This is a genomic window from Cellulomonas chengniuliangii (assembly GCF_024508335.1).
Taxonomy (GTDB): domain Bacteria; phylum Actinomycetota; class Actinomycetes; order Actinomycetales; family Cellulomonadaceae; genus Cellulomonas_A; species Cellulomonas_A chengniuliangii.
The window spans coordinates 1,638,762-1,657,606 of sequence record NZ_CP101988.1 but is presented as its reverse complement, the minus strand read 5'-3'; the positions used below and the strand labels follow the sequence as shown (position 1 = coordinate 1,657,606).

The 18,845-nt window shown below is 72.5% G+C and carries 18 protein-coding genes and 7 tRNA genes; 17 read left to right on the top strand and 8 right to left on the bottom strand.

What is annotated here, in order from left to right; translation table 11 throughout:
- Positions 1-3: 3 nt before the first annotated feature.
- Complete coding sequence (thrS, locus tag NP064_RS07685; RefSeq protein ID WP_227569034.1) at positions 4-2,007, bottom strand: threonine--tRNA ligase; 2,004 nt, start codon at positions 2,005-2,007, stop codon at positions 4-6.
- Between the two features lie 333 nt (positions 2,008-2,340).
- Here thrS and NP064_RS07680 point away from each other — a divergent pair, with 333 nt between their 5' ends.
- Positions 2,341-2,826: an aldo/keto reductase gene (locus tag NP064_RS07680; protein ID WP_227569186.1), complete on the top strand. Its 486-nt coding sequence runs from the start codon at positions 2,341-2,343 to the stop codon at positions 2,824-2,826.
- Positions 2,827-2,901: 75 nt separating this feature from the next.
- Here the strand turns inward: NP064_RS07680 and NP064_RS07675 are convergent.
- Positions 2,902-2,976, bottom strand: a tRNA-Val gene (locus NP064_RS07675).
- A 192-nt stretch (positions 2,977-3,168) separates the two neighbouring features.
- Between NP064_RS07675 and NP064_RS07670 the strand changes: the two genes are divergently transcribed.
- Together NP064_RS07670 and NP064_RS07665 are read left to right on the top strand one after the other, a co-directional pair.
- Complete coding sequence (locus NP064_RS07670; protein ID WP_227569033.1) at positions 3,169-3,597, top strand: SsgA family sporulation/cell division regulator; 429 nt, start codon at positions 3,169-3,171, stop codon at positions 3,595-3,597.
- Between the two features lie 98 nt (positions 3,598-3,695).
- Positions 3,696-3,998 (top strand): DUF1905 domain-containing protein, encoded by a 303-nt coding sequence (locus tag NP064_RS07665; protein WP_227569032.1) that lies wholly within the window; start codon positions 3,696-3,698, stop codon positions 3,996-3,998.
- A 22-nt stretch (positions 3,999-4,020) separates the two neighbouring features.
- Here the strand turns inward: NP064_RS07665 and NP064_RS07660 are convergent, their stop codons facing one another.
- Positions 4,021-4,896 (bottom strand): aminotransferase class IV, encoded by an 876-nt coding sequence (locus NP064_RS07660; protein WP_227569031.1) that lies wholly within the window; start codon positions 4,894-4,896, stop codon positions 4,021-4,023.
- 68 nt (positions 4,897-4,964) lie between these two features.
- Positions 4,965-6,092 (bottom strand): chorismate-binding protein, encoded by a 1,128-nt coding sequence (locus NP064_RS07655; protein WP_227569030.1) that lies wholly within the window; start codon positions 6,090-6,092, stop codon positions 4,965-4,967.
- Between the two features lie 123 nt (positions 6,093-6,215).
- On the opposite strand from NP064_RS07655, the gene NP064_RS07650 reads away from it, so the two are divergent.
- From NP064_RS07650 to ilvD, 6 genes are all read left to right on the top strand, one after another.
- Positions 6,216-6,287, top strand: a tRNA-Gly gene (locus NP064_RS07650).
- A gap of 56 nt (positions 6,288-6,343) precedes the next feature.
- Positions 6,344-6,414: transfer RNA gene (locus NP064_RS07645), tRNA-Cys, on the top strand.
- 16 nt (positions 6,415-6,430) lie between these two features.
- A tRNA-Val gene (locus NP064_RS07640) sits at positions 6,431-6,505 on the top strand.
- Positions 6,506-6,731: 226 nt separating this feature from the next.
- The gene (locus NP064_RS07635; RefSeq protein WP_227569029.1) at positions 6,732-7,544 is read left to right on the top strand and encodes a hypothetical protein; all 813 of its coding nucleotides are present in this window, start codon (positions 6,732-6,734) and stop codon (positions 7,542-7,544) included.
- Positions 7,545-7,562: 18 nt separating this feature from the next.
- A complete protein-coding gene (locus tag NP064_RS07630; protein WP_227569028.1) occupies positions 7,563-8,030 on the top strand; it encodes a hypothetical protein in 468 nt (155 codons plus the stop codon).
- 100 nt (positions 8,031-8,130) lie between these two features.
- The gene (ilvD, locus tag NP064_RS07625; RefSeq protein ID WP_227569027.1) at positions 8,131-10,008 is read left to right on the top strand and encodes a dihydroxy-acid dehydratase; all 1,878 of its coding nucleotides are present in this window, start codon (positions 8,131-8,133) and stop codon (positions 10,006-10,008) included.
- A gap of 22 nt (positions 10,009-10,030) precedes the next feature.
- Here the strand turns inward: ilvD and NP064_RS07620 are convergent, their stop codons facing one another.
- Genes NP064_RS07620 through NP064_RS07610 form a run of 3 tightly spaced genes read right to left on the bottom strand, consistent with a single transcriptional unit; the run spans position 10,031 to position 11,293 of the window.
- A complete protein-coding gene (locus NP064_RS07620) occupies positions 10,031-10,228 on the bottom strand; it encodes a hypothetical protein (RefSeq protein ID WP_227569026.1) in 198 nt (65 codons plus the stop codon).
- Positions 10,225-10,920: a DsbA family oxidoreductase gene (locus NP064_RS07615; protein WP_227569025.1), complete on the bottom strand. Its 696-nt coding sequence runs from the start codon at positions 10,918-10,920 to the stop codon at positions 10,225-10,227. The genes NP064_RS07620 and NP064_RS07615 overlap by 4 nt, the downstream gene beginning before the upstream one ends.
- A gap of 58 nt (positions 10,921-10,978) precedes the next feature.
- Positions 10,979-11,293, bottom strand: a complete 315-nt coding sequence (locus tag NP064_RS07610) for a hypothetical protein (protein ID WP_227569024.1) — start codon at positions 11,291-11,293, stop codon at positions 10,979-10,981.
- A gap of 166 nt (positions 11,294-11,459) precedes the next feature.
- Between NP064_RS07610 and NP064_RS07605 the strand changes: the two genes are divergently transcribed.
- From NP064_RS07605 to NP064_RS07590, 4 genes are all read left to right on the top strand, one after another.
- A tRNA-Gly gene (locus NP064_RS07605) sits at positions 11,460-11,531 on the top strand.
- A gap of 54 nt (positions 11,532-11,585) precedes the next feature.
- A tRNA-Cys gene (locus NP064_RS07600) sits at positions 11,586-11,656 on the top strand.
- A 12-nt stretch (positions 11,657-11,668) separates the two neighbouring features.
- Positions 11,669-11,743, top strand: a tRNA-Val gene (locus NP064_RS07595).
- Between the two features lie 282 nt (positions 11,744-12,025).
- A complete protein-coding gene (locus NP064_RS07590; protein ID WP_227569023.1) occupies positions 12,026-14,521 on the top strand; it encodes an Ig-like domain-containing protein in 2,496 nt (831 codons plus the stop codon).
- 260 nt (positions 14,522-14,781) lie between these two features.
- Here the strand turns inward: NP064_RS07590 and NP064_RS07585 are convergent, their stop codons facing one another.
- Positions 14,782-15,525 carry a YqjF family protein gene (locus tag NP064_RS07585; protein WP_227569022.1) on the bottom strand — a complete coding sequence of 248 codons (744 nt, stop codon included), beginning with the start codon at positions 15,523-15,525 and terminating at the stop codon, positions 14,782-14,784.
- Positions 15,526-15,645: 120 nt separating this feature from the next.
- Between NP064_RS07585 and NP064_RS07580 the strand changes: the two genes are divergently transcribed.
- The 4 genes from NP064_RS07580 to NP064_RS07565 all read left to right on the top strand — a co-directional run bounded on the left by NP064_RS07580 (position 15,646) and on the right by NP064_RS07565 (position 18,831).
- Positions 15,646-15,954 (top strand): type VII secretion target, encoded by a 309-nt coding sequence (locus NP064_RS07580; RefSeq protein ID WP_227569021.1) that lies wholly within the window; start codon positions 15,646-15,648, stop codon positions 15,952-15,954.
- 122 nt (positions 15,955-16,076) lie between these two features.
- Positions 16,077-17,738 (top strand): alpha/beta hydrolase, encoded by a 1,662-nt coding sequence (locus NP064_RS07575; protein WP_227569020.1) that lies wholly within the window; start codon positions 16,077-16,079, stop codon positions 17,736-17,738.
- Positions 17,735-18,280: a hypothetical protein gene (locus NP064_RS07570; RefSeq protein WP_227569019.1), complete on the top strand. Its 546-nt coding sequence runs from the start codon at positions 17,735-17,737 to the stop codon at positions 18,278-18,280. Before NP064_RS07575 ends, NP064_RS07570 begins: the two co-directional genes overlap by 4 nt.
- Positions 18,277-18,831, top strand: coding sequence for a hypothetical protein (locus tag NP064_RS07565; RefSeq protein WP_227569018.1), 555 nt, complete (start codon positions 18,277-18,279; stop codon positions 18,829-18,831). Before NP064_RS07570 ends, NP064_RS07565 begins: the two co-directional genes overlap by 4 nt.
- Positions 18,832-18,845 lie beyond the last annotated feature (14 nt).

Here is an 18,845-nt window from a genome sequence, read left to right as displayed (position 1 = left end):
GGCTCAGACCTGGACGCGGTCGCGCACGGCCGCGACGACGCGCTCGACGGCCTCGGCCACCGGCACCCCGTTCTCCTGGCGCCCGTCGCGGTAGCGGAACGACACGGCGCCCGCGTCCACGTCGTCGCCCCCGGCGATCAGCACGAAGGGGATCTTCTGGGTGCTGGCGTTGCGGATCTTCTTGCCGAAGCGCTCGTCGCCGGTGTCCAGCTCGGCTCGGACGCCCTGCGCCCGCAGCTGGGCCACGACGTCGGCGAGGTAGTCGTTGAACGGCTCGGCGACGGGCACGGCCAGCACCTGCACGGGCGCGAGCCAGGCGGGGAACGCCCCCGCGTAGTGCTCGGTCAGCACACCGAAGAACCGCTCGATCGAGCCGAACAGCGCGCGGTGGATCATCACCGGGCGCTGACGGGAGCCGTCCGCGGCGGTGTACTCGAGGTCGAAGCGCTCGGGCAGGTTGAAGTCGAGCTGGATGGTGGACATCTGCCAGGTGCGGCCGATCGCGTCCTTGGCCTGCACCGAGATCTTCGGGCCGTAGAACGCGGCGCCGCCTGGGTCGGGCACGAGCTCGAGGCCGGACGCCTCCGCGACCTCGGCGAGGGTGCGGGTCGCCTCGTCCCACACCTCCTCCGAGCCCACCGACTTCTCGGGGTTGCGGGTCGAGAGCTCGAGGTAGAAGTCGTCGAGCCCGTAGTCCTTGAGCAGGTCCAGCACGAACTGCAGCGTCGTCGTGAGCTCGTCCTTCATCTGCTCGCGGGTGCAGTAGATGTGCGCGTCGTCCTGCGTCATGCCGCGCACGCGCGTCAGGCCGTGGATGACACCCGACTTCTCGTACCGGTACACCGAGCCGAACTCGAACAGCCGCAGCGGCAGCTCACGGTAGGAGCGCCCACGTGACCGGAAGATCAAGTTGTGCATCGGGCAGTTCATCGGCTTGAGGTAGTAGTCCTGGCCGGGCTTGCGGACCGTGCCGTCGTCGTTGAGCTCGGCGTCCACGTGCATCGGGGGGAACATGCCGTCCCGGTACCAGTCCAGGTGGCCGGACTCCTCGTAGAGCGCCCCCTTCGTGATGTGCGGGGTGTTGACGAACGAGTACCCGGCCTCGATGTGCTTCCGGCGCGAGTAGTCCTCCATCTCATTGCGGATGATGCCGCCCTTGGGGTGGAACACCGGCAGGCCGGATCCCAGCTCGTCGGGGAACGAGAACAGGTCGAGCTCCGCGCCGATCCGGCGGTGGTCGCGGCGCTCGGCCTCGGCCAGGCGCTCGAGGTACGCCTTGAGCTCGTCCTTGGTGGGCCACGCCGTGCCGTACACGCGCTGCAGTTGCGGGTTCTTCTCGGACCCGCGCCAGTAGGCGGCGGCCGATCGCGTGAGCTGGAACCCGTTCGCGATGAGCTTGGTGCTGGGCAGGTGGGGGCCGCGGCACAGGTCCTGCCAGGCGACGTCGCCGTTGCGGCGGACGTTCTGGTAGATGCTCAGCCCGCCCAGGCCCACCTCGACGCTCGCGCCCTCGCCGGCCTCCGCCGCGGTGCCCTTGAGCCCGATCAGTTCGAGCTTGTACGGCTCGTCGGCCAGCGCCTCGCGCGCCTCGTCCTCGGTCACGTCCCAGCGGCGGAACGTCTGACCTTCCTTGACGATCCGCTGCATGACCTTCTCGAGGGCCTTGAGGTCCTCGGGCGTGAACGGGGTCTCGACGTCGAAGTCGTAGTAGAACCCGTCGGTGATCGGCGGGCCGATGCCGAGCTTCGCCTGCGGGTTGACCTCCTGCACGGCCTGCGCGAGCACGTGCGCGGCCGAGTGGCGCAGCACGGACAGCCCGTCGGGCGAGTCGATCGTCACGGCCTCGACCACGGCGCCGTCCGGCAGCGGCAGCGACAGGTCGCGCAGCTCGCCGTCGACGCGGACTACGACCACCTCGCGCCGGGCGCCGAACAGGTCGGCGCCCGTGGTGCCCGCCTCGACCGTGGTGCTCGTTCCGTCGACGGTCAGGGTGATGTCCTCGGGCACGGGTGCGATCTCCTCAGTTCAGGCCTGCCGATGCGGCGGGCGCACCCCCGATGCTACCGAGCCTGGCGCCCGACCCGTCCGGCGGGGCGCCCTAGAGCCCTGCGCCACCGCCAGCCGGGGGCCGGAGCACGGCGGGCCGCGATGCCCGCCAAGCCTCCGTGGGGCCCACTAGGCCATCGCGAAGTCGGTGGCCACGGCGCTCAGGCGGGACCGCCCGAGCGTGTCACGGAGCAGGTCCACCTTCGCGGGGGCGTACGCGTGCGCGTCCGAGCCGAGCAGCAGCCGCAAGGGCTCGGCGACGACCTGGTCGTCACCCGCACCGGCTACGGCGCGATGCAGCTCACGGGCCCCGGGGTGATGGGGCCGCCCCGTGACCGCGACCAGGCCATCCGGGTGATCCGAGAGGCGGTCGAGCTCGGGGTCACCCACATCGACACCGCCGACGCGTACGGCCCGCATGTGGCCAACGAGCTCGTCACAGCGATCTCGCCCAACATCCGCGTCGGCGAGAGCTGGTTGCGCACTGTGTTCTTGGACCCGGCCGAGGCCGCCCTGTGCCCCGACTCCGAGAAGGCGCAGGGCGGCATGGTGGCCGCATTCCACCAGTCGGCGGGCGCAGACGTCGGCGACCCGCGAGTCGTCCAGATCGTCGGGGAGCTCTCGGTCGCGAGCGAGGCCTTCCGCAGGGCTGTGGGCCCGGCACGACGTCCACCCCTGGGACGGCGCGACGACCTGCTGCTCGCCTCGCTCGCGGCTCCGACGCCCGCGTCGTCGGCGACACCCGCCGAGGCCCCCACGCTTGAGGCGTCCGATGCCTGACCTCGCCCGGGTGTCCCGGGAAGCGCGAAGGCCGGTCCCCGCACTCGGGAACCGGCCTCTGACCTGCGCAAACGATGGTGGGCGATACTGGGTTCGAACCAGTGACCTCCTCGGTGTGAACGAGGCGCTCTACCACTGAGCCAATCGCCCGTCGTCACGAGAGCACGACCCGCAGGCCGTCCACCGTGGTTGACGTCGAGAATGCTACCCAACGTTGGGCGATATTCCGAACTGGACCCGTCTCAGGGCCTGATGGGTGAACTCTGGGACGAATATCCCCACGAAGCCGCCTCCCACTGCCATGATGGCATCTCCACTCCCGTGCGAATCAGGAGGACTCCGGTGACGCAGCAGTCATTTGACGTCGTCGAGGTCGTCACCATGCAGTTGATCAGCTCCGACGCGAGCGTGATCCCGGTGACCGCAGAGATCTCATTCCGGATAGCCGACCCGTACACGGTTCGCGCTGTCTTCACCGGCCCTCACACCATGTCCACCTGGCTGCTCGGCCGCGAGCTCCTCGTACAGGGGATGCTGGCGCGGAGCGACGCCCCCGCCGGAACCGGCGACGTGCAGGTGTGGCGGGACGAGGACCCCGACTACGCGCTCCTCTCGCTCAGCGGCGTCGAGGGCAGCGCGCTGCTCGCGACTCCCGCCGAGCCCTTCGAGCGCTTCCTCGCCGCCACCCAGGCCCTCGTGCCCCTCGGCTCGGAGAGCGATCGCATGGAGAGCGAGATCTCCGCGCTCATCGCCGCGCTCCTGACCGCCTGAGAGGGCGACTCCCGCACTTCGCCGCAGGCCGGCCACCCGCTCAGGTGGCCGGCCTGTCGCGTGCCCGTCCAGATCAAAGCTCGACACCGGGGGGCAGCATGACGTACGAGTTCGACGCCGCCGTCTGGGTCTGGGAGGCCCGGCGGACCGAGACGTGGACCTTCGTGACCCTGCCCGCAGAAGCCTCCGACGAGATCGCGGACGTCGCCGACCGGTACGCGCGCGGGTTCGGCTCGCTGCGGGTGGACGTGACGATCGGCGGCACGAGCTGGCGGACGTCGATCTTCCCCGACGGCGGACGGGGCGGCTACGTGCTGCCGGTCAAGAAGGCGGTGCGGAAGGCCGAGGGCCTCGACATCGGCGACACCGCCCACGTGCGGGTCACCCTCGTGGACGTCTAGGCGATCGAGGCTCGCGGATCGCTCACGGGTCGACGTCCTGCGCCATCCGCTCCTCGAAGAGCCTCCTCGCCGCCTCGCTGAGCGCACCCGCCTCGACCGGCCGCCCGTCCACCGCGACCACCGGCGACACGTTGCGGACCGACCCGCTGAGGGCCAGCCCGGCCCGGCCTGCGACCACGTCGTCGAGCACCGCGTAGGCCAGCTCTCCCGGGGCGGCCTCGCGCGCCGGCAGGCCCTCCGCGGCGGACCACTCGAGCAGCAGCTCGCGCGTGATGCCCGCCAGGCAGCCGCTCGACAACGGCGGGGTGAGGAGCTCGCCGTCACGCTCCACGAACACGTTGGAGCCCGTCCCCTCGCAGAGCTCGCCGATCGTGTTCGCGAGCAACGCCTCGTCGGCGCCCTGGCGGTAGGCCTCCGCCAGCGCGACGACGTTCTCCGCGTACGAGGTGGTCTTGAGCCCGGCGACGGCCGAGCGCTCGTTGCGCACCCACGGCACGCGCGCGACACGCGCCACCGGGGAGCGGGGCGCCGGGCCGCCGAGGACGATCACGGTCGGGTGGGCCTGCTCGGGGGCGAATCGCTGCGAGCCGAGGGGCCCAGGGCCGCCGGTCACGGTGATCCTGACGCGCCCGATGTCCGGGCCGCTGGCGGCGAGCACCGCCTCGACGCCTGCGCGGACCGCCGCCTCGTCCGGCGCCGGCAGGCCGAGGCCTCGTGCCGAGCGCGCCAACCGCCGCAGGTGCCGGGTCAGCGCGAACGCCTGGCCGCGCACGACGCCGCAGGTCTCGAAGACCCCGTCCCCCACGGTCAGGCCGTGGTCCACGGCTGTCACCAGCGGCTCGTCGGGGCCCAGCAGGCGCCCCTCGGACCAGATCACCGGACGCGTCGGCTCGCTCATGAGGGCCAGTGTGGCGCCGCGCGGCGGCCCGTGTGGCGTGCGCGGCAGGATCGGGTCCGCGGCGTGCCTCAGCGGGGCGACGACGCGAGGGCGACCAGCCGGCGCGCCTTGAGCTCGGTCTCGTCCCACTCGGCCTGCGGGTCGCTGCCCCACGTGATGCCGGCGCCCGTCCCGAACCGCAACTCCCCGCCACGCGCACCGTCCGGCGACCACCAGAACGTGCGGATGCCCACCGCCAGCTCGGCGCGTGCCGCGCCGTCCTCAGCCACGTCGACCCACCCGACGACGCCGCAGTAGGGCCCACGGCGGGCGCGCTCGAGCTCGGCGATGACCTGCAGCGCCGAGCTCTTCGGGGCGCCGGAGACAGAGGCGGGCGGGTAGGCGGCCCCCAGCAGATGGGCCCACAGCCGTGGCGAGGCGGCCACTTCCGGCCGGAGGGCCCCCTGCACGGTTGAGACCAGGTGCACCAGGCCCGGATGCGCCTCGACGGCCAACAAGTCGACGACCTCCACGGTGCCGGGCTCACACACGCGCTGCAGGTCGTTGCGCACCAGGTCGGTGATCATGACGTTCTCCGCGCGGTCCTTGGCCTGCAAGGCGTCGGGGTGCTCGGCCGTCCCCTTGATGGGCGCGGAGGCGACCGCTCCCCCGTCGACGCGCAGGAACAGCTCGGGCGACGCCGTGACGACCCAGACGGGGCGCTGCCCCGCGCCGTGCGGCACGTGGACGCCGCCCGCGTACGGCGCCGGGTTGCCGCGGGCGAGCACCGCCGACAACGCCCGGGCGTCGGGCTCCGCGCCGTCGCGCCCCGCGAGCGGGGCAGAGAGCACTCGGCAGATATTCGCCTGGTAGACCCTCCCCTGCTTGATCGCCGCACGCGTCTGCTCCACAGCGTCCCGGTACTCCCGCCGACTCATCGAGGAGGTCCACGCGCCCGCGGGCGGGCCGTCCCACGCCTCGGTCCCGGTGTCGGCGGCAGCGGGCGACGAACGGTCGACGTCGGCGAACCGCCAGGCGCGCACCGGGCCGTCGAAGTCCCCGACGACCGCCCAGAAGCCGGGAGCACGCAGCCGCTCGGGGGTCGCGAGGACGTCGATGGACTCGACTACCCCCCGCGCGCGGACGCCGGCGAACCACGCCTCGCCCGACAAGGCCCCGTCGCGCTCGGGCGGCGTGGAGTGGCTGGTCAGGGGCACGGCGCCACCGTACCCATCACGGCGGGCGCGCGTCTGCGGGGGCCGGTTGGACGCACGCCGAACTCGTCAGTTAGAGTCTGGGACGCACACGGAACGCCGGTGAGAGCCCGGCGGAAGTGTCGTGCGGACGTGGCTCAGTGGTAGAGCATCACCTTGCCAAGGTGAGGGTCGCGGGTTCGAATCCCGTCGTCCGCTCGGAGATGGATCCTTGATCGGCGCACCAGTGCACCGCTGAGGACTCACGATCTCAGGGTGGAGTGGCCGAGTGGCGAGGCAGCGGCCTGCAAAGCCGTATACGTGGGTTCGAATCCCATCTCCACCTCGCAGCACCACCATCTGGGCGATTGGCGCAGCGGTAGCGCGCTTCCCTGACACGGAAGAGGTCACTGGTTCGATCCCAGTATCGCCCACCAGCATCACGCAGGTCACAGGCTGTTCCGGCACTCGCCGGGGCAGCCTGTTCTGGTTCCGGAATAGATGCCCCGCCACCACGCCCGATCTCAGCCGATCGGGTGAACGCGCATCACATCGGCCAAAGCGGGCGCCACAGGCGAGCACACTGTGCGCGTCGCGCGACGTGCCGCTCCGCCCGACCGGGACCCCCGCCTGCAGCAGCGGCGTCGTGAAGGTGTGTCCACCGTGCCTGCTGACCGTCTCCTCGCGCTGCCCCTCGCCCTCCTCCTCGCCGGGAGCCTGGCCGCCTGTGGCGGCGGGTCGCCGGCCGCCAGTGAGTCACCTAAGCCCAGCCGGACACAGGCGGAGACCCCCACCCCGACGCCGACGCCGACGCCGACCGTCGAGCCGCTGACTCCGGAGAACGTCATCGCGCGCCTGACCGCGGCTGAGGCCGCGCTCACGAGCTACGACGTCGCCCTGTCCGTCACGGGCGCCACACCGATGGAGATCACCGGGTCCGCCGACCTCGCCGGCGGCAAGCAGAACATCGCGATGGTCATCTCAGACTCGGAGCTCGGCGCGCTCGAGCTGCGCTTCGTGGACGGCGCGTTGTTCCTCAAGATGGCCATGCTGACCGGCGACCTCTTCCTCCAGCTCGACCCCGACGACCCATCGAACGAGCTGGCATCGGCGTTCGGCGGGCTCGACGACGCCGTCATGGAGTCGGGCTTCGAGGGGACCGAGCAGGCGGTGGTGAGCGTCACGCCGGTCGGCTCCCCCGAGGTGCTCGACGGCGTCGAGGTGCAGGCCTACGAGGTGGTGCTGGACACGGCCAAGTTCTCCGCCGAGGCCGCCAGCGACATGCTCGAGGAGGGCATGGACGCCCTGCCGCCCACCGTGACGTTCACGTACTGGGTCGACGGCGATGACGTCCCCCGGAAGACGGTCCACGAGCTCAACGGCTCGGTCACCACGATCATCGTCACGAACCTCGGCGCGGGCTCCCCCGTGACGGCGCCCGCCCCGGAGCAGATCACGACCGACATGCCGTTCTGACCCGACGGGAGCCTCCCATTGCGCCGTATCGCCTTCCGCCCGTTCCACCTCGGGCTTCGGCTCATGATCGGCGTCGGCCCGGCGATCGTGGCCGTCGTGATCGCCGCGACGGCGTCGTCCACTGCCGAGTGGGTCGCCGTGGGGGTCGCGGTCGTCCTGCTCATGGTCATCGTGTTCGCCACCGGGGCAGCCCTCTACGCCGACGAGAGGCGTGTGGCCGTCGCACTGGCGCCGTTCTGGCGCCGCACGATCCGCTGGGAGGACGTGGAGTCGGTCGAGCTGCGGACGGTGCGGCCCTTCGAGGACTTCGGCGGCTGGGGAGTCAAGAGCAGCCACCGGAAGCAGGGTGTGCTCATCAGCACGGGTGACGACGAGGTGGTGGAGGTCGCGACGTCGGACGGCCGCCGCTACCTGGTCGCGCTCGGGCCGGAGGCTGCGTCGGCTCATGGCGACCTGCTCCGGCTGCGCGGGACCGGCGCCGTCTGACCGCCCTGGGCGCGTCGCCGTGTCCCGGCCACCACCGACGCGGGTGTCCAGCGCCCGGTCGGTGACGCCAGCACCCATGTCGGAGTGATGAGATGTGCACATGCCACAGTTGCGATCGAGAACCGTCACCCACGGCCGGAACATGGCCGGAGCCCGCGCGCTGCTGCGCGCCGCCGGCGTGGCCCGGGAGGACATCGGCAAGCCGATCATCGCCGTCGCGAACAGCTTCACCGAGTTCGTGCCCGGCCACACGCACCTGCAGCCCGTCGGCCGCATCGTCTCCGAGGCGATCCATGAGGCGGGCGCCGTGGCGCGCGAGTTCAACACCATCGCCGTCGACGACGGCATCGCCATGGGCCACGCGGGGATGCTCTACTCCCTGCCGTCCCGCGACCTGATCGCCGACTCGGTCGAGTACATGGTCGAGGCGCACCGGGCCGACGCGCTGGTGTGTATCTCGAACTGCGACAAGATCACGCCGGGCATGCTCATGGCCGCCCTGCGGCTCAACATCCCGACGGTGTTCGTCTCCGGCGGCCCGATGGAGGGCGGCTCGGCGACGCTGACGGACGGGTCGACGCGCACCGGCCTGAACCTGGTCACGGCCATCGCCGAGGCGGTGGACGACAAAGTCTCCGACGCGGACATCGACCGCATCGAGGAGGCCGCGTGCCCCACGTGCGGCTCGTGCTCGGGGATGTTCACCGCGAACTCGATGAACTGCCTGATCGAGGCCCTCGGCCTGGGCTTGCCCGGCAACGGCTCGACCCTCGCCACCCACACCGCACGCCGCGCCCTGTACCAGGACGCCGGGCGCACCGTGGTGGAGATCGCGCGCCGGTACTACGAGCAGGACGACGAGAGCGTCCTCCCACGTGCGATCGCCACGCACGACGCCTTCGACAACGCCATGGCGCTCGACATCGCCATGGGCGGCTCGACGAACACGGTGCTGCACCTGCTCGCCGCCGCCCACGAGGCCGAGCTCGACTACACCCTCGAGGACATCGAGGCGCGCTCGCGCCAGGTGCCCTGCCTGTCCAAGGTGGCGCCGAACGGCATCTACCTCATGGAGGACGTGCACCGGGCCGGCGGCATCCCCGCGATCCTGGGCGAGCTGCGCCGCGGCGGCCTGCTGCACGAGGGCGTCCACTCGGTGCACTCCCCCTCGCTCGAGTCCTGGCTCAAGGAGTGGGACGTGCGCGGCGGCAGCGCCTCAGAGGAGGCCGTCGAGCTGTTCCACGCCGGGCCGGGCCGCCAGCGGTCCGCCAAGGCGTTCTCTCAGTCCTCGCGCTGGGATGAGCTCGACGTCGACGCGGCCAACGGCTGCATCCGCGACGTCGCGCACGCGTACTCCGTGGACGGGGGCTTGGCGGTGCTCCGCGGGAACCTCTCCGAGGACGGCTGCATCGTCAAGACGGCGGGCGTCGACGAGTCCATCTGGACGTTCTCCGGCCCCGCGCTCGTGGTCGAGTCCCAGGACGACGCGGTCGAGGCGATCCTCTCCAAGCGGGTCAAGGCCGGCGACGTGGTGGTCATCCGCTACGAGGGGCCGCGCGGCGGGCCGGGCATGCAGGAGATGCTCTACCCGACCTCGTACCTGAAGGGCCTCGGCCTGGGCAAGGCGTGCGCGCTGGTCACCGACGGCCGGTTCTCCGGCGGGACGTCAGGCCTCTCGATCGGCCACGTCTCCCCCGAGGCCGCCGCGGGCGGGACGATCGCCCTCGTCGAGGACGGCGACACCGTCGTCATCGACATCCCCCGGCGGTCCATCCGCCTCGACGTGCCCGAGGACGTGCTCGCCGCCCGGCGCGCCCGTCTTGAGGCGGACGGCGGCTACCAGCCGCGGTCACGCGACCGGGTGGTCTCCCCTGCCCTGCGCGCCTACGCCGCGATGGCGCTGTCCGCCGACAAGGGCGCGGTGCGCGACGTGAGCATCCTCGAGGCGCGTGCGGCCGTCCGACGCGCCGAGGGCTAGCCAGCGCCGACGCGGGAGCCGCTCAGCGGTCGCCGGCTCCCGCGTCCGGCACGTCGCAGACCCCGTCGGCGCACGCGCCCGCACCCTCATCGCCCCACGGCTCGAACGACAGCGCCGCGAGGCTGGCCAGCGCGGGCACGGCGCCACGCGGGGCGGGCTCGCGTGCCGCGCGGGCGTTCCCCGTCGCCCCCGCGGGCTGGCCGTCCTGCCGGGCGCTCACCGTGCGCCCGCCACGGGCGACTCGGGCTGCTCCGGCTGGCCGCCAGCCGCCGCCCTGTCCTCCACGGCCCGCTCAAGCGCGGAACGGAACACGTCTGGCGACTGCGCTCCCGAGATCCCGTAGCGGTCGTCGATCACGTAGAACGGCACGCCGCGGATCCCCAACTGCCGGGCTGCAGCGATGTCCGCCTCCACCGCCGTGCTGTGACGGCCGTCGGCGAGGGCCTCGAGCAGGTCCACAGGGTCGATGCCGACCTCCGCGGCCAGCGCGGCGAGCTCCTCGGCGCGCCCGACGTGCCGCCCCTGCTCGAAGTACGCGCTGAACAACCTCTCCACGAGGTCCAGCTGCTTGCCCTGCTCCTTGGCGTGGTGCAAGGCCTGGTGGGCCAACAGGGTCTTGGTGTGGCGCACCGATCCGAAGTCGAACGCCAGCCCTTCGGCCGCGGCGAGCCCGGTCATCTGGTCGAGCATCTGCCGGACCTGTTCGACCGGCATGCCCTTGTGCCCCGCCAGGAACTCGACCTCGTCGCCCTCGAAGTCCACCGGGGTGTCCGGGGCGAGCTCGAACGAGTGGTACTCGACGACGACCTCGCCCTCGAAATCGGCGACGGCGCGCTCGAACCGGCGCTTTCCGACGAAGCACCAGGGGCAGGCGATGTCGGACCACACGTGGACGGAGACAGGTGAGCTCATGTCCACCCAAGGGCGGCGAAGCCCGCGGTATTCCTGCCCGCCCGCTGCGAGCCCGGTCTCACGCCCTCCGACGCCGACGTCGCCCCGCGCCCCCGGATCCGGCGGCTCCCCCGAAAGCGAACGACACGCCGAGCAGGAAGCCGAAGTTGTACCAGTTCCCGTTGTTGTCGACCTCGTAGATGTTCACGGTGTCGGTGAACAGGGACACCACGAACACGATCGGGCTGATCAGGCCCTGCCACAGCCCTAGCCAGAAGCCGGCCGGGTCCGCCCCGCCGGCCTCCGCGGCGTAGTTGGGGCCCGGCGCGCAGGCCGCCATGAGCAGCGCCACGCCAACGAGCCCGGCCGCGATCGCCACACGTCGTCGTGCCATGAGCGCCTCCCCAGCGCCACCGGCTCGCGCCGGATCCGACCGTGACAGCCAGCATGGTGGCAGCCGGCCAGGGCGGCAACGGCGAGCCGGGTGACACCACCACCCTCAGAGTCGGCTATTGTTCTCACGCACGGGAAACGCCGGTGAGAGCCGTCGGGACCGTCGTGCGGACGTGGCTCAGTGGTAGAGCATCACCTTGCCAAGGTGAGGGTCGCGGGTTCGAATCCCGTCGTCCGCTCGGAGATGGATCTTGGTCCGGGGCGCTTGCGCGCCGGACGGGACCGGCTCTCATGGTGGAGTGGCCGAGTGGCTAGGCAGCGGCCTGCAAAGCCGTCCACGTGGGTTCGAATCCCATCTCCACCTCGCAGCACATCTGGGCGATTGGCGCAGCGGTAGCGCGCTTCCCTGACACGGAAGAGGTCACTGGTTCGATCCCAGTATCGCCCACCAACAGAGCCCCAGGTCATCGACCTGGGGCTCTTGTCATGTCCATGAAGCGGGCAGTTCATTCCCCACGGCCTCCACCCTCCCCGCGACGCAGGGAGGAAGCCCCCCCTGATCGTGCGAAATCCACCCTGAACTGCGGGAACGCCGACAACTTCACCCGTCGGCGGAGGCCGGGAAATATGCGGAGGGCCCGGTCACGCGTGCCACCATGGGCCTCACGGTCCGTTCGTGGGCCGACCCCGGAGGCTCCCGCCCCGTCCCGTCGGTCTCGCGAAGGTCGTGGTCATGTCGTTTCCTGCTCCCGTACGCCCCGCACGCGCTCAGCGCACCGCTGTCCAGCCCGCTGGGCGGGCCCGGCTCCGCCTGGTCCTGGCGCTCGTGATCGGCATGCTGATCCCGCTGGTCGGGAGCGTCCCGGCGGTGGCGGCCGGCCCGCCCGTCGTCATGAGCATCTCGCGCGTCGCCGGCGCCCCCGACATCGTCGGGGCTAACGCGGAGCTGACTTACGTCGTGACGTTCGACGCCGCGGTCACAGGGGTGGACGCCGGGGACTTCAGGCTGTACGCCATCGGCAGCGTCAGCGGCTACATCGCCAGCGTGAGCGGTGCAGGGAACACCTGGGACGTCACCGTCAACAGGCTCACGGGTCACGGCATGCTGCGCCTCGATCTCGTTGAGGGCGGGACCGGGATCGTGAAAACCGATGGGGGTGAGGCGATCGGTGGGCCGATCCAGGACGGCTTCACCAGCGGTGAGCTGTACACGGTCGACGCGATGGTTCCCGCCGCGCCGGTGCTCACCTCCGCCGCCACCACCACCAGCTCCCGGCCCACGATCACCGGGACCGCCGAGAGCGGCGCCACCATCACCCTCATCGTGGGCGGGGCGACGTACGCCACCTCGGCGTCGGGCGACCGCGCGTGGACGGTGGACCTCGCCGTCGCGCACCCCAAGGCGGGCACGCTCGCGCTGAACACCCCCGGCTCGAACCCGGTCGTCGTCATGGCCACCGACGCCGCCGGGAACGTCTCCCCGTCCGCCGGGCAGACACTGGTGATCGGCGCCCCCTTCCCGGCGGTGAACTCGGTCTCCGTGCCCGCGGACGGGCTGTACGGGATCGGCGCCGTGCTGGAGTTCCAGGTCAACACGCAGGAGGCCGTGCAGGTCGACACCACCGGGGGCACGCCGTCGCTGGCACTGGTCGTCGGCGCCACCACCGCACGCGCGGACTACACGTCCGGGAGCGGGGGCACGACGCTGACCTTCGCGGTGACCGTTCAGGCCGGCTGGCAGGACGCGGGCGGGATCTCGGTCAGGGCTCTGACCACGAACGGCGGCACGCTGCGCACCGCCGTCGGGGCCGATCTGGTGACAGCACTGAACGCGGTGGGCTCGACGGCCGGCATCCTCGTCGACGGCGTCCGCCCCGCCCCGCCCGTCGCGGCGCTGGTCCGCGACACGGGCGCTAGCGCCACCGACGGCGTGACATCCGACGGCCGGGTTCAGGTGTCAGGCCTCGAGCAGGGCGGCGCCTGGGAGTGGTCCGCCGACGGCGGGGCGACCTGGTCCGGCGGGACGGCAGACCAACTGGTGCTTCCCGAGGGCGCGCACGCCGCGGGCGCGGTGCGGATCCGGCAGACCGACGCCGCGGGCAACACCAGCCCAGACTGGGTGTCAGGCGGGGTGCTCCTGATCGACCTGACGGCGCCGACCCCTCCCACGCTGGACCCGACCCCTGTCCGCGCCGACGCCGGCCCGGACGCCGATGTCGGGGTGCTGACGGCTACGGACGCGACTGGGCAGCTCGCGTTCATCCTGGTCGCCGGCGCGGGTGACACGGACAACGGCCGGTTCGCCGTGCAGGGAGGCCGCCTGGTGCTGCGCGACCCGGCCGCCGCCGGAGCCGGGCCGCGCACCGTCCGGGTCGCCGCGGTCGACCAGGCGGGCAACCGCACCGAAGCGGTGCTGGCAGTCACCGTGGCCCGCACGCCACCGGTGCAGGCCGTCACCGTTCAGCCGTCGGACCGGCTCGCCGTCGTCCCCGGGGCGACGGCGACGTTCGCGGTCGAGGTCGCCGATCCGAGCACCGTGGCGTCGGTCCGGTGGCAGGTCACGTCCTCGACCGCGAAGCCGGGCGCGACCGCCTCATGGCGCGACGTGCCGGGCTCCGACGGGCTCGCCCTCTCGGTCCCCGTCACCGTCGGCGGCGACTCCTGGTACCGCGCAGTGGTCACCTGGACCGACGGCGCCCACACCCCGAGCGAACCCGCCCGGCTGTCCGTCTGGGACGTCCGCGTCCAGGCCGGCGTCGACCACCGGGAACTCGCCGAGCGCTTCCCCGGCGCCACGGACCTGTTCGGCGCCGTCCCGGGACTCGACCGATCCCAGCTCCCGGGAACCGTGACCCTGACCCTGCCGTGGACCGCCGGCGACTCGGCGGTCACCGCGTTCGTCTACTCCGACCCCACGTACCTCGGCACATTCGCCGTGGCGGCGGGTCGGGTGACGCTGACCGGGGTGGCGCTCGACGCCGGGGAGCACTACATCGTCCTGGTGGGCGTCGACAGCGGGGCCATGAGCGTCCTGCGCTACGACACCGCGCACGCCGCTCCCGGCCGCGGCGGCGCCGTTGAGGCGCCTCGGGCCGACCGGCTCGCCCAGACGGGAGCGGACCCCGTCGCTGCGGCCACGGGCGCGTTGCTCCTGGTGCTCACGGGTGCGCTGCTGCTCCGGACCGGCACGCGCCGTCGCCGCGGCGCCCGGCGAACGCGCACCAGCTGACACGACCGCCCGTTCGCGGGTCTGGGACCGGCGGAGCCCGCCGTCCCCCACCCCGACAGCACGGCAGGGGCCGTCCCCGTCCGGGACGGCCCCTGCCGTGCTGAGCGGTCAGCCGACTTCGCGGCGTCCGATGCGCCACAGACCGATCGCCAGGGGGCAGCCATTTCAGCAAGCTCCATGCGACGAACCGGGTGCAGATCGCACGGTTCGTCCACGACGCAGGGCTCGGCTGACAGAGCCGGACGCCGGGACAGGCCAGGTCAACCGGCTGAGGTCGGCAGGCCGATACGGCTGGCCACGCCTGGCGAGTAGTGCGCCAGGGGGCCCTCGTCGGGAGCGGGAAGCCCGACCGCGGTGATCGGGCCGGCCAGGTCCCCGGTGATCGCCGCCTCGCGCAGCGGCCACGGCTCGTGGCTGATCGGGATGCGCCATAGCGCCCCGGCGACGCGGCTGTACGCGGCCCAACGGGCCGTGAGCGCGTCGACCAGCGGCGTGCGTGCGGCCTCGCTCAGCGGCTCCCCCACCACGACCTGCGCGTCGAGCCGCCACGCGGGGCGCGAACGGGAGCCCGGCCCGGCGAAGCGGTAGCGCGTGCCCCGCACGGACCCTGGACCGGGCCTCATGGACGTGACCTCTGCCCGCGCGAACTGGTACGGGAGGCCGACGCCGCGCATCGCGGCGACGAACGCCCGGCGCGGGCACGCGAGCGAGAAGAACCACACGCCCTCCCGGCCGTCGCGCCCGCGGACGTAGGTGCGCAGGTTCAGCTCGGGGAAGTCCGACCAGCCCGGCACCGGCGGCAGCGGCGGCGTCCGCACCCCGCCCATCCGGAACGGGACGAGCCCGAGCCAGGCCGATCCGTCCAGCACCTGCACCTCGAGCCCTGGCGGGACGAGCCGCTGCAGCGTGCGCTGGTCGTACCGCCAGTGCGCGAAGGCCAGATCCGTCCATCGCTGGGCGTTGACGGGCACCGCCACGTCTCTCTCGGCGACACGTCCGCTCATGGGAGCAGGGTGGCACAACGCGACCGCTAGAGAACCAGCCCTCCCCGGCCGGCCCGCTGCGCGGCGGCCTGCTGTAGCCTCCCGCCCAGGCCGCTGACCAGCAGGCTCACCGGAGAGAGCATGCGGGGAGGTCCAGTGGACGGGGAGGTCATCGTCGACCACGCTCGCCTCGAGGCCCTCGCCGCCGGCTGGCGGCAAACGGCGGTCGAGGTCCGCGGGACGGCGCGGGCGCTCGTCGAACGTGACGCAGGCTGGTGCGAGCACGTGGGACCGGCTGTCGCGGCGTTCACGAACGCGTGGTCGGGAGCGCTCGGCCAGCTGGCCGACCACGCGACCACTGTCCAGCACGAGCTCGTGTCGACGTCAGCCGCCTACCTGGCCGTCGACGCCCGGGCGGCGGCCACATGCCTCACGCGGACGCCACGATGATCCTGTCTCTGCCTGCACGCCCGGCGGCCACCTACCAGCCCGACGGCAGCCCATGGGCTGCCAGGTCCTGGGCTCATCAGCTCCGACGGAGCGCGGCGGCTCTCGACGAGAGAGGCTCCTGGGTGACGACGTCCACCGCCGCGGTGGGCAGAGGGCGCGGCTGGTCAGGACCCGCGGCGACGAGCTTCGTCGCGCATGTGCGGCCGGTCGGCGGAGCGTTCGAGGACGCCGCCGACGCGCTGCGGGCCGCGGCCACCGCCGCAGACTCCTACGCGGCGACGCTGGAGGTACTGCTGTCCCGTGCCGATCGCCTCACGGACGCCGCCGCCCACCTCACTCGACAGATCGACGCCTTCTGGCGGCGGGCGCGAGCCTCCCTGCCCGCGCCCCGCCCGGACGTCGCGCTCGAGCTGCTGCAGTCCGCGCTGCGGCTCCGCGGCGAGGTCGACGGCGTGGCCCACGAGAGCGCGACGCTGCGCCGAGACTCCCTCGCCGCGGAAGACGACCTGGCGGTGGCGCTGCGAGCGCTGTCCGCAGGCGCGTCCCAGGCACGGCAGCGCATGGCCGCAGCGGCCGGCGACCCGCTCGCGAGCGCCCTCGAGAAGTCGGGCGGACGCACCGGCGCCACGTTGTCGGGCCTCGTCCCCGACGAGGCGGCCGCCTGGTGGGAGTCGTTGACGGCCGACGAGCGGGCTGCGCTGCTGACCGCGTACCCCGAGGTGATCGGGACGCTCGACGGCGTCCCGGCGGATGCCCGCGACACCGCCAACCGCACCCTGCTCGACCGCGACCTCGCCGACCTCGAGGCCCGCGAGCGCGCTGGCGTTCTCGACAGAGCAGGGCGCGCCGCTCTGGCCAACGCCCGTGCGGTGCGAGATCAGCTCGAGGAGATCGCCCTCACCGATGACCCGTGGACCAGGACGCCCTTGGTCGCGCAGCTCTACGACTACGAGCCCTACGCGTTCTCCGGGGACGGGCGGGCGCTCGTCTGCGTCGGAGACATGTCCACGGCGGACAACGTGGCGATCAACGTCCCCGGCTTGACCACCACCGTGTCCGGGAGCCTCGGGGGCAACGTCGACAACGCGGTGAACCTCTACCGTGAGGCGCGCTGGGCCGCGCCAGGATCCACGATGGCGAGCCTCGCCTGGGTCGGCTACGACGCCCCCTCGGACTGGGACTCGGGTCGGGTGGCTCTTGAGGGCTCGGCGCGTGATGGCGGCGCGATGCTCGCCCGCGACGTCGCGGGATTCCTCGCCAGCCGTGGCGACGACCGCCCGCACCTGACGGTCGTGGGTCACAGCTACGGCAGCACGACCACAGCCCACGCGGCCACCGACGTCGGACTCGACGTCGACGACATCGTGCTGATCGGCTCGCCTGGCGCGGGCAGCGGGGTAAACGAGGCGGCGCAGTTGGGCGTGGGCGCCGAGCACGTCTGGGTCGGGAGCGCGAGCACCGACTACGTGACATACCTCGGCTCGAATGGCTGGTTCAACTCCGAGAACTGGCTCGGTGGCGTGGGGCTCGGCAACGACCCCGCCGAGGACGACTTCGGGGCCCAGCGGTTCCAGGCCGAGCTCACCGACCGCGACGAGGGGGTCAACATCGCCGACCACACCCGCTACTACCAGCCGGACAGCGAGGCGCTCGCGAACATGGCGAGCATCGTCACGGGCCTGGACGCAGACGTGGTCCGCGCCGACCACCGGACTGACCCGTGGTGGCGCACGTCCGACGAGCCCGAGGAAGACCGAGCCCCGACCGAGCGGAGCCACCGATGACGACGGAGCCCTTCTTCGACGAGTTCCACCGCCTGCAGCCCGACATTCCCGTCGTGCTTCTTCCGCCTGCGGCGGCGGCCGTCCCGGTCGCTGTCCCCGACATCGATCCGGCGACCGCGGCGATGCGAGCCGCCGGGGTCCGGCAGGCGGCTGGCCGACTGCTGCACGTGATGTGGCCCGTCGTGGCCGCGGGGACGGAGCCGCCGTCCACCGTGCGCCACGGGTGGGAGCCTGGAGTCCCGGGCACGGTCCGCGCGCGTGCCGCGGGCCGAGTAGTGCGCCCTGCGGGCCTCGGCAGCGCCTTGCCAGCCGCGGGGAGCACCCTCATCGCGCGAGGCTGGCACGTGACCGAGCGTGCCCTCGGCGCAACCGGGCGGCGACTCACCGCCGAGCTCGATGACCAGGGCATCGAACTCGTCGAGGGCGGGCCGGAACGCCTGCTGGACATCTCATGCACTGTGCCCGCTGTGGTCGGCGATCATGTGCTGGCGGTGCGGCGCACGGGCGCCGTGGACGCCGCCTGGGGGTGTGAGGCCCCGTGAGCCGCCGCGAGAACGCGGTCCGCGCCGCACTCACGCTCGCTCTGCTGGCTGCGACGGCCGGCGGGTGCGCGAACCCGCAGAACGACGCCGAGGGGGCGGGCATGGACTTCGAGACGATGCAGGTGACGCGTGAGGACGCACGGTCGCGGCTGCAGCAGATCGCTCGTGCCGTGGAAGGGACGGGACTGTCCCCCGTGCACGCGAGCGGGCGGTGGGCGACGTGCAGCGACGACGGAGTGGAGTGGCAGTACGAGGCGACCGCGCAGCTCGACGCCGACGGGCCTTCGACCGGTGTGTTCGACCAGGTCGTCGAGGCCGTCACCGACCTCACCGGGTGGTCCCCCGATGTCACCGCGCAGAGCACCCGCAGCACCGCCCGGGGGACGTGGGAGGACGTCGCGGTGACGGTGCACGCCTACGACGACGTGCCGTCGATCGCGCTGCGGGTCGCCGGCCCGTGCCTGCCCGTCGCCCCCGAGGACCGATCAGCCCTCGACGAGGGCGACCCGGGCTCGCAGGAGCTCGACATCGGCGCGCCCGACCCCTCCTGACGGAGCGCGCCAAG